Here is a 13,998-nt window from a genome sequence, read left to right on the forward strand (position 1 = left end):
AAGCTCCCACGGACTAGTCCGACAGGTCGAGGGTAGATCCCTCGGCCGGGCCATGGGAGACGAACTGCGAGGCACGTACCCTGTTGGGTGAAGACTGGGAGGCAACTGACATGACTGTTCCGACGACGCAGGCGGTCGAGCGGGCCGGGCAGTGGGTCCAGGAGTGGGCACCGCTCGGCAACTGCGTGACGCAGGACCCCGACGCCCTGTTCGTGCAGGGGGCCGCGCAGCAGCAGGCCAAGCAGATCTGCGTGGGTTGCCCGGTGATCGCCGAGTGCCTCGCCGACGCCCTGGACAACCGCACCGAGTTCGGTGTGTGGGGTGGCATGACCGAGCGTGAGCGGCGGGCGCTGCTCAAGCGTCGCCCCGAGGTGCGCTCCTGGCGCCCGGTGCTCGAGGCCATGATGAAGCGCGGCGGCGGCAAGGACGGCAAGGTCGCCTGACCTCACGGTCCGCCCTCCTGCGCACCGCCGCCGACGGCTCACAGCGAGGCGGCCACCGTCCGCAGACCGGCCAGGTCGTGCACGTCCGTCCCCGCGGCCGGCACCTCGCTCAGCGGCAGTCCTCCCGCCTGCTGACGCAGACCCGCCACCACCGCGGCCTGGCGCTCGGCGACCTCCTCGTCGGCCGACGCGAGCCGCAGCAGCGCCCGCGTCGCCCCCGCGGCCCCGCCTCCCAGGAGCCGCTCCGCGACCGACATCGCCTCCCGTGCGCCCGGTGACCCCGTCACCGGGCGCACGACCCTGTTGACGACCAGACCGGCGAGCGGCATCGCCTCCGCGCGCAGCCGGCTCATGAAGAACTCCGCCTCGCGCACCGCCGCGGGCTCCGGCGTGGTGACGACCACGAAGGCCGTGCCCGGCTCGGAGAGCATCGCGTAGGTCCGGTCGGCCCGCTCCCGGAAGCCGCCGAACACCGAGTTCAGCGCCAGCACGAAGGTCTGCACGTCCCGCAGCAGCTCGCCGCCGAGCAGCCGGCTCAGCACCGACGTCGCGACCGCCATACCGCTGACGAGGGAGCGGGCGCCGAGCCGTCCGCCCACCCGCGCCGGGGCCGTCAGCAGCCGTACCAGCCGCCCGTCCAGGAAGGACCCGAGCCGGGCGGGCGCGTCCAGGAAGTCCAGCGCGGACCGGCTCGGCGGGGTGTCCACGACGACGAGGTCCCAGGTGCCTTCGCGGTCGGCCTGCTGCCGCAGCTGCCCGAGCTTCTCCATCGCCATGTACTCCTGCGTGCCTGCGAAGGAGCTGGAGACCGCCTGGTAGAAGGGATTGGCCAGGATCTGCTCCGCCGCCTGCGGCGAGGCATGGGTGAGCACCACCTCGTCGAAGGTGCGCTTCATGTCCAGCATCATCGCGTCGAGGCGGCCGCCCGCCGTCCGGTCGACGCCCGCCACCTCCCGCGGCACGTCGTCCAGCTCGACCAGGCCGAGGGACTGGGCCAGGCGGCGGGCCGGGTCGATGGTGAGGACCACGACGCGGCGCCCCGACTCGGCCGCCGCCAGCGCCAGGGCGGCGGAGGTCGTCGTCTTGCCGACGCCCCCCGCGCCGCAGGACAGCACCACCCGGGTGCCCGGGTCGCGGGCGAGCTCGGACAGGCTCGCGGCGGTAGGCCGGGGGAGCGGGCGGGGCGCGCCGGTGGTGCTCACACCAGGCCCCCCACCTGGTCGGCGAGCAGGGCCGCCAGCTCCGGCAGGGTCTGCGGCGTCACCCCGGCCACGAGCTGGGGGAGCAGCACGGTGGGCAGGCCCAGACCGTCGAGGACCTCCTGCTGCTCGCCCTCCACCTGCAGACGGGCCGCGTGCGCCCGGGCCCGCTCGACGAGTCCTCCGGCCAGCAGGGCGGCGTCCGGGAGGCCCGCCGCCGCCAGCTCCGCGGCCACCTCGGCCTCGGTGACCTTCCCGGCCACGGCGGCGTCGAACCCGGCAAGATCGCCCTCCGTCATACCGTCGTCGCGGACCTGGTCGACGACGAGCAGCCCGGGACCGAGGCCCTCGCGGCGCAGCTCGGCCACCGCCTCCACGGTCTCCGTCACGGGCATCTCCTCGAGCAGGGTCACCAGGTGCACCGTCGTCTGCGCGGAGTGCACCAGGGCGCTGACGGCGTCGGCCTGCTGTCGGATCGGACCGACCCGGGCCAGGTCCGCGACCTGCTCGCTCGCGTCCAGGAAGCGCACCACCCGGCCCGTCGGCGGTGCATCCAGCACGACGGCGTCGTAGCGGTCCGGCGCCCCCCGGGGGCGCTGGTGGGCGGGGGTGCGCCGGGTGACGTCGTAGACCTTGCCCATGAGCAGCACGTCGCCCAGCCCGGGGGCGATGCTCGTCGCGAGCTCCACCGCCCCCACCTGGTCGAGCACGGCGCCCGCGGCGCCCAGCCGGTAGTGGGTGGTGAGGTACTCCCGCAGCGACCCGTGCGCGTCGACCGCGACGGCGTGCAGCTCCCCGCCGGCCGCTCCCGCCCGGACCAGCCGCTCCCGGTCGTCCAGCGGTGCGCAGCCCAGGATCGGGGCCAGGGCCTGGCGCTGCTCCACCTCGGCCAGCAGGACCCGGCGGCCCGCGTCGGCCAAGGCCAGCGCCAGCGCCGCCGCCACCGTGGACTTGCCCGTGCCCCCCTTGCCGGTCACCACGTGCAGGCGGGCCGAGCGCCAGGCCTGGGAGTCCGTGGGGGCAGCCATGATCTCGATGCTAGTGCGGAGACCCCGCCGAGGGGCGCGGAGCGCGGATCCGGCCGGGTGGGCTCGCACACACGTGGATAGAGTGCCGCCATGACCACCTGGGAGTACGCCACCGTGCCGCTGATCGTCCACGCCACCAAGCAGATCCTCGACCAGTGGGGCGAGGACGGTTGGGAGCTCGTGGAGGTCCTGCAGTCTCCCGAGGGCAACCTCGTGGCCTACCTCAAGCGGCCCCGCCAGGCCTGAGCCGCACCACCTCTCGCAACCAGGAGTCCCATCATGAGTGCTGTCGAAGACCGTCTCGCCGAGCTCGGCCTCACCGTCCCCGAGGTGGCCGCCCCCGTGGCCGCCTACGTCCCCGCCCAGCGGGACGGACGCCGCATCTACACCTCCGGCCAGCTGCCGATGGTGTCCGGCTCCCTCGCCGCGACCGGCAAGGTCGGCGAGGGCGAGGGCCTGGTCAGCCCCGACCGCGCCAAGGAGCTCGCCCAGACCTGCGCGCTCAACGCCATCGCCGCCGTCAAGTCCGTCGTCGGCGACCTGGACCAGGTCGGCCAGGTCGTCAAGGTCGTCGGCTTCGTGGCGAGCGACCCCTCCTTCACCGGCCAGCCCGGCGTGATCAACGGCGCCAGCGAGCTGCTCGGCAAGGCCTTCGGCGACGCCGGGATCCACGCCCGCTCCGCCGTCGGCGTCGCGGTCCTGCCGCTCGACGCCCCCGTCGAGGTCGAGATCACCGTCGCGCTGCGCGAGGACGACTGACCCGATGACCCGCGTCGAGCGGGACTTCCCGTCGGGCGGGCTCGGTGAGCGCGCCCGACGGTGGCTCGACGGCGACCCCGAGGTCCGCGCCGAGCGCCCGGTGCGGCACGCCGCCACCGTCCAGCTCGTCCGCGACGCCGAGGACGGCGCCGGCGTCGAGGTCTTCATGCTGCGCCGCGTCGCGACGATGGAGTTCGCGCCCCGGACGATGGTCTTCCCCGGCGGCGGGGTCGACCCTCGCGACGCCGACGAGGCCCTCGCCCGCGACCACTGGGCCGGACCCACCCCGCAGCAGTGGGCCGAGCGCATGGGCCGGCCCGCCGCCGTCGCCCAGCAGCTCGTCGTCGCCGCCGTGCGCGAGGTCTTCGAGGAGTGCGGGGTGCTGCTCGCCGGCGCCGGCCCCGACGACGTCGTCCGCGACCTCGCCACCCCCGACTGGCACGCCGACCGGGTCGCCCTCGAGGCCCGCGAGCTCAGCCTCACCGACCTGCTGCTGCGCCGCGGGCTCGTGCTGCGCTCGGACCTGCTCGCCTACCGCGCCCACTGGATCACCCCGGCCTTCGAGCCGCGGCGCTACGACACGGCCTTCTTCGCCGCGCTCCTGCCCACCGGGCAGCACCCCGACGACCGCACCACCGAGGCCGACAGCGCCGGCTGGTGCCGACCCGCCGACCTGCTCGCCCGCCTCGAGCGGGGCCGCGTCCTGATGCTGCCCCCCACCATCGTCGCCGTCGAGCAGCTCGCCGAGGCCACCGGCGCCGCCGCCCTGGTGGCCGAGCAGCCCGAGGTCTGGGCGATCTCGCCCGAGCTGGTCGAGGTCGAGCCCGGCGTCGTGGTGCTCCGCGCCCCGGTCCCGGCCACCGCCCGAGGCGACGCGACCACCGAGCCCGTGCCGCTCCGGGCAGCCGGCATACGGCCGGAGCAGGTATGACGGCCCCCGGCCGGCCCCCCGAGCCCACCGCGGCCCTGGGGGAGTGGCACGGGGGAGCCGTGACGCCACGCGCGACGTGCGTGCTCGCCCCCAACCCGAGCCCGATGACCCTGGACGGCACCAACACCTGGCTGCTCGCCGAGCCCGAGGACGACGCCGTCGCGGTCGTCGACCCGGGGCCCCTGGACGAGGCCCACCTGCGGGCGGTGCTCGCCGCCGCGACCGCGGCCGGACGGCGGGTCACCCACACCCTGCTCACCCACGGCCACCCCGACCACGCCGAGGGGGCAGGGCGGTTCGCCGAGCTCGCCGGCACCCGCGTGCTGGCGATCGGCGACGGGCGCGAGGACCTGCACGAGGGGGACCACCTGCGGGTCGGTGCCCTGGAGGTGGTGGTCCTCGCCACGCCGGGACACACCGCGGACTCGATCTCCTTCGTCCTGCCGGCCGACGCCGCGGTCCTGACGGGCGACACCCTCCTGGGCCGCGGGACCACCGTGGTCGCCCACCCCGACGGCGTGCTCGGGGACTACCTCACCTCGCTGGAGCGGCTGCACCGGCTCACCGGCTCGGGAGAGGTCACCCGGATCCTTCCCGGGCACGGACCGACCGTGACGGCGGCCGAGCAGGCAGTCGCGTACTACCTGCACCATCGGCGCGAGCGGCTCGACCAGGTGCGGGCGGCGCTGGCCGCCGGGGACACCACGGCCGACGAGGTGGTCGAGCGGGTCTATGCCGAGGTGCCGCGCGAGCTGTGGCCGGCGGCCCGCCTCAGCGTCCTGGCCCAGCTGCACCACCTGGCGGCCGGGACCTGACCTCGAGCCGGGCTGCCCGGCCCGACCTGCTCCGGCGGGGCCCTCAGGCGTGACTCGGGGCAGCCGGCGGTCCCGTCAGCGGGCGCGACGGTAGAGCCGCTCCATGTCGATCAGCACGACGGCGCGCGCCTCGAGCCGGATCCAGCCCCGGCTCGCGAAGTCGGCGAGGGACTTGTTGACGGTCTCGCGGGAGGCACCGACCAGCTGGGCCAGCTCCTCCTGGGTGAGGTCGTGGGCGACGAGCACCCCGTCCTCGCAAGGGCGCCCGAAGCGTCGGGAGAGGTCGACCAGTGCCTTGGCCACGCGGCCCGGGACGTCGGTGAAGACCATGTCGGCCAGCGACTCGTTGGTGCGGCGCAGGCGCCGGGCCAGGGCGGCGAGCAAGGTCATCGAGACCTCGGGGCGGCCCTGCAGCCAGCCGCGCAGGCTGTCGTGGCGCAGACCGACGAGCTCGGTCTCGGCGACCGCGGTGGCGGTCAGGGTGCGCGGGCCCGGGTCGAACAGCGACAGCTCGCCGAACATCTCACCAGGCCCGAGGACGGCGAAGAGGTTCTCGCGTCCGTCGCCGGAGGTGCGACCGAGCTTCACCTTGCCGTCACGGATGATGTAGAGGGCATCGCCCTGCGCTCCCTCGTGGAACAGGACCTCCCCTCGGTCGAGGTGCACGGGGGTCATCTGAGCCTGAAGGGCGCCGGCGGCCTCGTCATCGAGGGCCGCGAACAGCGGAGACCTTCTCACCACGTCGTTGTCCACGGCCGCCATTGTGCCATCTGTCACGTCCGGTGCCCGTTGACCCCGACGGACGGGCCTGATGCCCTGCGCGGATCAGCCTGGGGCGCGGACGGATCGGACTGCTGCACGCACAGAAGTCTCCCGGACGGGACGAGTAGCCTGACCCGGTGCCCACCCAGGAGACCGCCCCGAGTCCGACCCCGACCGGGGAGACGCCGCTGGCACTGACCCGTCGTGCCCGCCGGACCTACCGCGAGCTGGTCGAGACCTATCCCTACGCGATCTGCGAGCTGGACTTCACCACGCCGCTTGAGCTGCTGGTGGCGACCGTGCTCTCCGCCCAGACCACCGACGTGGGCGTCAACAAGGTCACCCCGGAGGTCTTCCGCCGCTACCCGACGGCCCGGGCCTACGCCGAGGCCGACCGGGCCGAGCTGGAGGAGCTGATCCGCCCGACCGGCTTCTACCGCGCCAAGACCGACTCCCTGATCAAGCTCGGGCAGGCCCTGGTCGAGCGGTACGACGGTCAGGTCCCCGAGCGGCTCAAGGACCTCGTGACCCTGCCGGGCGTCGGGCGCAAGACCGCGAACGTCGTGCTGGGCAACGCCTTCGGGGTCCCCGGGATCACGGTCGACACCCACTTCGGGCGACTCGCGCGACGCCTGGGGTGGACCGGGGAGGACGACCCGGTCAAGGTCGAGCACGAGGTCGCCGCACTCATCCCGCGCAAGGAGTGGACGATGCTCTCGCACGTCCTCATCTACCACGGCAGGCGGCTGTGCCACGCCCGCAAGCCCGCGTGCGGGGTGTGCCCGATCGCCGCGCTGTGCCCGGCATACGGCGAGGGCGAGACCGACCCGGCCAAGGCTCGCCGGCTCGCGAAGTACGAGCTGGCCGAGGGGGCCCCGTGGCCCGAGCGGCTCGGTGCCACCCCCTCCGGGCTCGCCGCCCGCTGGGCCGAGGTGACCGGGTGAGCGCAGAGCCCTCGGCGCCGCGACCGCCCTGGCTCGACCACCTGGTGGACCGGATGGGTGCGACGCCGCCGTCCTACTACTCCCGCTTCCTGCCGCCCGAGGCCGGTGCCGGACGCCGGGCCGGCGTGCTCGTGCTCGTCGGGCCCCGCGCCGACGACCCCGCGCGCCAGGACGTGCTGCTCACCGAGCGCGCCCACACGATGCGCTCCTATGCCGGGCAGGTGTCCTTCCCGGGCGGCTCGCTGGAGCCCGGCGAGGACGTGGTCGCGGCCGCGCTGCGCGAGTCCCACGAGGAGGTCGGCCTCCGCCCGGAGACGGTGGAGGTGCTCGCCAGCGTCCCCGAGCTCTACATGCCGCACCGCGACTTCGGCGTCACCCCGGTCGTGGCCTGGTGGCGCGACCCGCACCCGGTCGCGGCGGTCGACCCCGGCGAGGTGGCCGCGGTGCTGCGCGCACCCCTCGACGAGCTGGTCGACCCTGCCAACCGGTTCACCGTCACCCACCCCAGCGGCTACCGGGGCCCGGCCTTCGCGGTCGACGGGCTCCTCGTCTGGGGCTTCACCGCAGGGGTGCTCACCCAGCTGCTGTCGCTGGCCGGGCTGGACCGGCCCTGGGACCGGACCCGCCACGAGCCGCTGCCCGAGCGGATGTGGGGCTGACCGGTGGACCCGCTCGTCCTGGACGCGCTCGTCGTCCTGCTCCTCGTGCTCACCGCCGTCGCCGGGTGGCGCAGCGGTCTGGTGCTGTCCGCCAGCGCGACCTTCGGCTTCCTCCTCGGCGCGGTGGTGGGGATGTGGGCCCTGCCCCCGCTGCTCGGTCATGTCGGTGCGCTGCACGACAGCGTCCCGCTGCGCATCGGCACGCTGTCGCTGGGGGTGCTCCTGCTCGGCTCGGTGGGCCAGGTCGCCATGTCCGTGCTCGGCTCGATGGTCCGGGACCGGGTGCGGCTGCGCCCCGCGCAGCTCGTGGACGCCCTGGCCGGGGCGGTGGCGGCCCTCGTCGTCGTGGCCGGCCTCGTGTGGTTCGCGGGTGACGCCCTGCGCGTGGCCGCCCCCGGCGAGATCGCCCGCACGGTCGCGGCCTCACGGGTGCTGCGCACGATCGACGAGGTCATGCCCCCGGCGGCCAGCCGGGCCTTCACGGGCTTCCGGCAGCAGCTGGAGGCGACGGAGTTCCCGCGCGTCTTCGACGGGATCGCGGCGGAGCCCATCGTGTCGGCCGAGCCGCCCGACCCCCGCGTCGTCCGGACCCCGGGGGTGATCGCCGCCGCCCGATCGGTCGTCCAGGTGGTCGGCGACGCCGTCGACTGCCGCCGGGAGCAGGACGGCAGCGGGTGGGTGTCGGCCCCCGAGCGGGTCGTCACCAACGCCCACGTCGTCGCCGGCACCGACCGGGTGCGGGTGCGGATCGGCGGCACCGGTCGGCGCTACCTCGCCACCGTCGTGGCCTTCGACCCCAAGCTGGACCTCGCCGTCCTGGCCGTGCCGGGCCTGCCCGCCCCGCCGTTGTCGACCGCGCCCGCCCTGCCGGCCCGGCGCTCGGTCGTGGTGGCGGGATTCCCCGGCGGCGGCCCTTACCGCCTCGGGGCGGGGCGCGTCCGCTCGGTGATGGCGGCCAGCGGGTCGGACATCTACGGCCGGTCCGGGGTGGTCCGCCAGGTCTACTCGGTGTATGCCGCGGTGCGCCCCGGCAACTCCGGCGGCCCGCTGCTGACCACCGACGGCGCGGTCGCGGGAACGGTCTTCGCCACCTCGGTGGACGACCCGAGCACCGGCTACGCGCTGACCTCCTCGGCCACCCGTGCGGTCGTGGCGGCCGCGGTCACGGCGCACCGGCCGGTCGACACCGGCGTCTGCACCACCCGCTGACGAGGCACCGCCGAGGGATCAGCGGGCGTGCCCCGCCAGCCAGCTCACCAGGTGGGCGGTGACCTGCTCGGGGGCCTCCTCGGCCAGGAAGTGACCCGCTCCCGGCAGGACGTGCGCGTCCAGCCCGGCAGCCGTGTGCCGGGCCGAACCCCCGATCGTCGCCGGGAGCACCGCGCGGTCCTCGGCGCCGTGCAGGTGCAGCACCGGCACCTGGATCGGGCGGCGCAGGGCCCGGGCCCACCGCTGCCCGGAGATCCACAGCTGCGAGCGCGCCATCCAGCGGTAGTACTCGGCGGCCGAGTGGGCCACGAAGGGCAGGGCCATCTGGTCGGCATACCGCCGGCTGATGTCGGGGGACAGCCAGGTCGCGCCCGGCGCGGACCACTCGGACAGCACCCGGGCGACGTAGCCGGACGCGGGGTCGCTCATCTGACGCTCCGGGACGAAGGGCCGCTGCAGGCCCGCGAAGGTCCGCCCGGCCTGGATCTGGGTGGGCAGGGTCAGCGACGCGGCCCGCAACGCCAGCGGGTGGGGGCAGCCGAGGGCGACGACTGCGCGCGTGACCTCCGGCTCCAGGGAGGGCATGGCCCAGGCGATCCAGGCGCCGAGCCCCTGGCCGACGACGGCGGCCGAGTCCTCGCCCAACGAGCGGACCACGCAGGCCACGTCGGAGGCGGAGGTGAAGGTGTCGTAGCCCACGGGTGGCTTGTCGCTGGCGCCGAAGCCGCGCAGGTCCAGCACCGCGACCCGCCACCCGGCCTCGGCGAGGGGGACGACCTGGTGCCGCCAGGCCCACCAGAACTCCGGGAAGTCGTGGAGCAGCACCACGAGGGGACCGGCCCCGAGCTCCGCCACGTGGAAGCGGGCGCCGTTGGCCGACACGAAACGATGCCGCCAGGGACCCTCCACGAGGGTGCTGGCGGCGTCGCGCATGGTGCCGTCGGTCATCGGGATCATCCTGTCAGGACGGCCGGGGATCCGGGTCGCGGTCCGCGGAGCCCCGGCGACGGCGAAGGGCCGGCCCCGTGCTGGGGTCGGCCCTTCGGCAGAGGTCAGGATCAGACGTCGGTGCGGTGGGCGCCGCCGTCCTGGCCGGTGGCGTCGTAGGTCACCGTCTCGTGGGAGCGGGAGTCGTAGACCTGGGTGTCGTCGGCGTGGGCGCCGTAGGCGGTGACGCTGCCGCCGTCGGTGCCGTAGGTCGTCGAGCTCGCAGCCGTGGCGTGCGTGGTGCCGGTGTAGGCCGCCGGGTTGGTGCCCGCACCGGTCGGGGCGGGCTTGGCGGGCTTGAGCGCCTGCACCGTCTCCTGCGCGTTGCGGATGGTGCGCTCGGGCTTGACGTTGAGCTTGGTCAGCGACTTCTTGCCCACCATGGCGAGCGCGCCGGCGACGGCGAACAGGATGAGCGTCACGACGAGGTAGGCCAGCCACGCGGCCAGACCCAGCCCGATGAGCGCCCAGGCGAGGGTGTGGAGCAGGAAGATCAGGCCCAGGAAGGCCATGACGCCGGCGACGGCGAACATCGCGATGCCCTTGCCGGCCTTGGTGACGTCGGTCTTCATCTCCGACTTGGCCAGCTGGATCTCGTTGCGGATGATGCTCGAGACGTCCTGCGTGGCATCGGCGACGAGCTGACCGATGGTGCGCGCGGTGGTCGGGTGGGTATCGGCGTAGGACCGGGCCTCCTGGTCGCGGACGGCGCGGCGGGCCTCGTGCTCCTGCTCGTTGTAGGACGTCGACATGGAGATAGCTCCTCTGGTGGGCTCGGTGACGCCGGTGCGACCGATACCCGGTTCGCCACTCGCCGTCAGGTCAGGCTCTGACCCTGTCATGCACACATTCACCGGAAACCATACCCACGGGCTGGTCCACCAGCCGTGATACCCGCCGCGGGTGTCTGCATCGTGATCTCACGGATCGCGGGGGACACATGAGGTCACAGGGCCAGGCAGCAGGCCAGCAGCGTCGCGCTGAACCCGAGCTCCAGCAGACCCACCTGCATCGGGGTGATCGTGCGTCCCGGACGCGCGCCCAGCAGCGGCATCAGGGCCGCCCGCGCCGTGGCGAGCCCCAGCAGCGCGACCAGGCCCCAGCGGGCGAGCGGGTGCACCAGCGAGGGCAGGCCGAGGAGCGCCGCCGCCAGCAGCGCGACCGTGCACACCGCGTGGTAGGCCACCGACCCGACGAGCCAGCCCCGGTCGCCGCGCTCGCGGATCATCGTCTTGACGTAGGCCACGGTCCCGACGAAGTACGCCAGCTGGGCCACGGTCGTGAGGGCGAGCACACCGGTGGCGCGCCGCAGGCCCGGATCCCGCACCGCGTCGCCGACGGCCGTGAGGGCGCCCAGCGGAGCACGGCCGGCCAGGCCGGCGCTCCACAGGACCGGGGTGACCAGGCAGGCCGTGGTCACGGTGACCAGGCCGCTGGCCAGGGCCCGGTCCTGGCGTCGTGCGGCGAGGAGCAGGGCGACCCCGACGAGGGGCGCCGCGAGGGCGAGCCACCCGGCCAGGGCGGGGGCGAGCAGCAGCGTGACCAGGCCGAGGACCGCCGTGGCGGCGGCATAAGCGCGCACGGGCGGCAGATAACGGGCCTTGCGTCGGGACTTGAGCCACAAGGTCGTGGCGTTGAGCAGCAGGTAGCCGACCAGCGTGATGGCGAGGACGGGCAGCGCCGCCCACCGCCAGCCGTGGTCGCGGACGAGCACGGTGCTGCCCGTGGCGGCGGGGACCAGGAGCATCGCCCAGGCGCCGTGCTGCTGCGGCACCCAGCCGGGGGAGCGCCGCCGGCCGCCGCGGGGACTCACGCGGCGGGTCCGGTCGGCCGCGGGGTCACCAGGTGCGACCCGTCGGTCTGGTAGACGTCCGGGACGCCGTCCTGGTCCTCGTCGGAGCTCTCCCGGGCCTCGACCTCGCGGTAGTGCCGGTTGCGGCGGCGCAGCACGACCCCGGCGAGGAGGGCCGAGAGCAGGGACCCGAGGAGCACGGCGAGCTTGACGTGGTCGTCGCGCGGGGAGCCCGTGCCATAGGCCAGCTCGCCGACCAGCAGGGACACGGTGAAGCCGATCCCGGCGAGCAGGGACAGGCCGAGCAGGTCGGACCAGGTGATGTCGCTGTCGAGCTCGGCCCTGGTGAAGCGGGCCAGCAGCCAGGTCGCGCCGAAGATGCCGAGCAGCTTGCCGAGGACGAGGGCCAGCACCACGCCCTGGGCGGCCGGGTCGCGCACGGCCTCGCCGAGACCTCCGCCGCCGACGGTCACCCCGGCCGCGAAGAACGCGAACAGCGGCACGGCGAAGCCCGCCGAGACCGGCCGGACCACGTGCTCCAGCCGCCCGCCCACGTCGACCGGGGTGACCAGGCCGAGCAGGACGCCGGCCACGGTGGCGTGGATGCCGGAGCCGTGCACCAGGCCCCAGGTGAGGACCGCGAGCGGGATGAGGATCCAGGGGGAGGTCCAGCCGCGGCGGGTCGCGAGGGCGAAGGCGCCCAGCGGCACGAGGGCGAGGGCCAGGGGGACCATCTGCAGGGAGGAGGTATAGGCGACCGCGATGATGGTGATGGCGATCAGGTCGTCCACGACCGCCAGGGTCAGCAGGAAGGACCGCAGGGCCGACGGCAGGTGGGTGCCGATCACGGCCAGCACCGCGAGCGCGAAGGCGATGTCGGTCGCGGTGGGGATCGCCCACCCGCGCAGCACCGCGGCGTCGCCGCCGTGCAGGAGCGCGGTCCCGGTGAAGATCAGTGCGGGCAGCGCCACCCCGGCGCACGCGGCAGCCACGGGGACGGCGGCCCGTCGGCGGTCGGACAGGTCGCCCTCGGTGAACTCGTGCTTGAGCTCGACCCCCGCGACGAAGAAGAAGATCGCGAGCAGCCCGTCGGCGGCCCAGTGGCCGAGGGACAGGTCCAGCCCGATACCCGGCACGGCCAGGTGCCGGTCCCGCAGGCTGGCATAGGCCTCGCGCCAGGGCGAGTTGGCCCAGACCAGCGCGGCCAGCGCGGCGGTGAGCAGCAGGGCGCCGCCGACGGTCTCGGTGCGCAGGGCAGCGGCGATCCGTTGGGCCTCGCGCCAGCTGCCCCGGGAGAACAGTCGCGGGTGCTCGTGCCGCAGGGCGGGGCGCTGGGCCGGGACCTGCGGGGCGCGTCGGGGCCGGGAGGACGAGTCGGGGTGGGAGACGTGCGGGGTGGGGGTCTCGGGCTGGTCGGACAGCGGCATACGGACTCACTCTCGGGAGCGGGGTCGACAAGGGGATCGCCGACCAGACTTCCCGGCACACCAGGGTCTGATTCTACCGGAGTACCAGGTGGAGGGCCCGCCGAGCGCGGAGGGCCCGGGCATGACCTGGCTGCGAAACCTGGGTGAACACCGATGCGGCTTCGGGCACGCGCCCTCCGTCCGCCCGGTGCGGCGGGGAGCATGGGGTCATGGCGTATGGCGACGGTCCTGGCCCCCTCGCGCTGGCCCACCGGGGTGGGGCCCAGCTCGCACCCGAGAACACCCTCGCGGCCTTCGAGAGGTCGGTGGCGCTCGGCGTCCGTTATCTGGAGTCCGACATCCGGCTCACCGCGGACGGCGAGATCGTGTGCTTCCACGACGAGACGGTGGACCGGGTCACCGACGGCACCGGGCCCGTCAACCGGCTGACCCTGGCGCAGGCGCGCCGGCTCCGCGTCTGCGGGCAGGGCGGCATACCGACCCTGGTCGAGGCCCTGGAGATCTTCCCCGAGGCGTGCTTCTCCATCGACCTCAAGGACGCCGCCGCGATCGGGCCGCTGGTCCAGGTGCTGCGGCAGCGCCGCTACCGCGAGCGGGTCTGCGTCGCGGGCGCGTGGGACGGCTGGCTGCGCCAGGTGCGGGCCGAGGTGCCTGGCGTGTCGACCTCCCTGGGTTGGCGCTCGCTGACCACGCTCATCGCCTGCTCCCGGGCCGGCGTCCCGGTGCCGCGGTGGATCGCGTCGGCGGACTTCGCCCACGTGCCGATCCGGCTCGGGCGGGTCCCGGTCTTCGTCGAGGAGGTCGTCCACCTGGCGCACTCCGTCGGCGTCCGGGTCATCACCTGGACCTGCAACGACCCGGTCGCCATGGACCGGCTCTACTCCCTCGGGGTCGACGGCGTCATCTCCGACCGCCCCGACCTGCTCCGGGAGGTCCTCGTCGCCCGCGGCGACTGGACCCCGATGGCCGGGTCGGCCCGCGGCGCGTCCGACGGACACCCGCAGGAACTCTCGGGCAACCTGTGACCCTGGGCGCCCGAGCCA

16 protein-coding genes are annotated in these 13,998 nt (G+C 74.7%); 9 read left to right on the forward strand and 7 right to left on the reverse strand.

What is annotated here, in order from left to right:
* Positions 1 to 110: 110 nt before the first annotated feature.
* Entirely contained in the window at positions 111 to 443 is a 333-nt protein-coding gene (locus tag MM438_RS01295; RefSeq protein ID WP_241449811.1) for a WhiB family transcriptional regulator, read from the forward strand.
* Positions 444 to 481: 38 nt separating this feature from the next.
* On the opposite strand, the gene MM438_RS01300 is transcribed toward MM438_RS01295, so the two are convergent.
* Positions 482 to 1,645 (reverse strand): ArsA family ATPase, encoded by a 1,164-nt coding sequence (locus tag MM438_RS01300; RefSeq protein WP_407568245.1) that lies wholly within the window; start codon positions 1,643 to 1,645, stop codon positions 482 to 484.
* Positions 1,642 to 2,670: an ArsA-related P-loop ATPase gene (locus MM438_RS01305; protein ID WP_241449813.1), complete on the reverse strand. Its 1,029-nt coding sequence runs from the start codon at positions 2,668 to 2,670 to the stop codon at positions 1,642 to 1,644. The genes MM438_RS01300 and MM438_RS01305 overlap by 4 nt, the downstream gene beginning before the upstream one ends.
* Positions 2,671 to 2,760: 90 nt before the next feature.
* Here MM438_RS01305 and MM438_RS01310 point away from each other — a divergent pair, with 90 nt between their 5' ends.
* From MM438_RS01310 to MM438_RS01325, 4 genes are read left to right on the forward strand one after another with little or no spacing between them, the layout of a single operon-like run.
* On the forward strand, positions 2,761 to 2,916 hold the full coding sequence (locus MM438_RS01310) for a Sp36 family protein (RefSeq protein ID WP_241449816.1): 156 nt from the start codon (positions 2,761 to 2,763) through the stop codon (positions 2,914 to 2,916).
* Between the two features lie 33 nt (positions 2,917 to 2,949).
* On the forward strand, positions 2,950 to 3,429 hold the full coding sequence (locus MM438_RS01315) for a RidA family protein (protein WP_241449818.1): 480 nt from the start codon (positions 2,950 to 2,952) through the stop codon (positions 3,427 to 3,429).
* 4 nt (positions 3,430 to 3,433) lie between these two features.
* Entirely contained in the window at positions 3,434 to 4,360 is a 927-nt protein-coding gene (locus MM438_RS01320) for an NUDIX hydrolase (RefSeq protein ID WP_241449820.1), read from the forward strand.
* On the forward strand, positions 4,357 to 5,175 hold the full coding sequence (locus MM438_RS01325) for an MBL fold metallo-hydrolase (RefSeq protein WP_241449822.1): 819 nt from the start codon (positions 4,357 to 4,359) through the stop codon (positions 5,173 to 5,175). The genes MM438_RS01320 and MM438_RS01325 overlap by 4 nt, the downstream gene beginning before the upstream one ends.
* A gap of 75 nt (positions 5,176 to 5,250) precedes the next feature.
* Here MM438_RS01325 and MM438_RS01330 read toward each other — a convergent pair whose 3' ends face one another.
* Positions 5,251 to 5,928, reverse strand: coding sequence for a Crp/Fnr family transcriptional regulator (locus MM438_RS01330; RefSeq protein ID WP_241449824.1), 678 nt, complete (start codon positions 5,926 to 5,928; stop codon positions 5,251 to 5,253).
* Between the two features lie 146 nt (positions 5,929 to 6,074).
* On the opposite strand from MM438_RS01330, the gene nth reads away from it, so the two are divergent.
* From nth to MM438_RS01345, 3 genes are read left to right on the forward strand one after another with little or no spacing between them, the layout of a single operon-like run.
* A complete protein-coding gene (nth, locus tag MM438_RS01335; protein ID WP_241449832.1) occupies positions 6,075 to 6,881 on the forward strand; it encodes an endonuclease III in 807 nt (268 codons plus the stop codon).
* Positions 6,878 to 7,540 carry an NUDIX hydrolase gene (locus MM438_RS01340; RefSeq protein ID WP_241449841.1) on the forward strand — a complete coding sequence of 221 codons (663 nt, stop codon included), beginning with the start codon at positions 6,878 to 6,880 and terminating at the stop codon, positions 7,538 to 7,540. Before nth ends, MM438_RS01340 begins: the two co-directional genes overlap by 4 nt.
* A 3-nt stretch (positions 7,541 to 7,543) precedes the next feature.
* The gene (locus MM438_RS01345) at positions 7,544 to 8,749 is read left to right on the forward strand and encodes a MarP family serine protease (protein ID WP_241449855.1); all 1,206 of its coding nucleotides are present in this window, start codon (positions 7,544 to 7,546) and stop codon (positions 8,747 to 8,749) included.
* Positions 8,750 to 8,767: 18 nt separating this feature from the next.
* On the opposite strand, the gene MM438_RS01350 is transcribed toward MM438_RS01345, so the two are convergent.
* From MM438_RS01350 to nhaA, 4 genes are all read right to left on the reverse strand, one after another.
* Positions 8,768 to 9,697 (reverse strand): alpha/beta fold hydrolase, encoded by a 930-nt coding sequence (locus tag MM438_RS01350; RefSeq protein WP_241449873.1) that lies wholly within the window; start codon positions 9,695 to 9,697, stop codon positions 8,768 to 8,770.
* 110 nt (positions 9,698 to 9,807) lie between these two features.
* Positions 9,808 to 10,488: a phage holin family protein gene (locus MM438_RS01355; RefSeq protein ID WP_241449875.1), complete on the reverse strand. Its 681-nt coding sequence runs from the start codon at positions 10,486 to 10,488 to the stop codon at positions 9,808 to 9,810.
* Positions 10,489 to 10,682: 194 nt separating this feature from the next.
* On the reverse strand, positions 10,683 to 11,549 hold the full coding sequence (locus tag MM438_RS01360; protein WP_241449877.1) for a YwiC-like family protein: 867 nt from the start codon (positions 11,547 to 11,549) through the stop codon (positions 10,683 to 10,685).
* A complete protein-coding gene (gene nhaA / locus MM438_RS01365) occupies positions 11,546 to 12,955 on the reverse strand; it encodes a Na+/H+ antiporter NhaA (RefSeq protein WP_241449879.1) in 1,410 nt (469 codons plus the stop codon). Before nhaA ends, MM438_RS01360 begins: the two co-directional genes overlap by 4 nt.
* Positions 12,956 to 13,164: 209 nt before the next feature.
* Here nhaA and MM438_RS01370 point away from each other — a divergent pair, with 209 nt between their 5' ends.
* Positions 13,165 to 13,980: a glycerophosphodiester phosphodiesterase family protein gene (locus tag MM438_RS01370; RefSeq protein ID WP_241449881.1), complete on the forward strand. Its 816-nt coding sequence runs from the start codon at positions 13,165 to 13,167 to the stop codon at positions 13,978 to 13,980.
* Positions 13,981 to 13,998: the final 18 nt, after the last annotated feature.

The organism is Arsenicicoccus dermatophilus (assembly GCF_022568795.1).
GTDB classification, from domain to species: Bacteria; Actinomycetota; Actinomycetes; order Actinomycetales; family Dermatophilaceae; genus Arsenicicoccus; species Arsenicicoccus dermatophilus.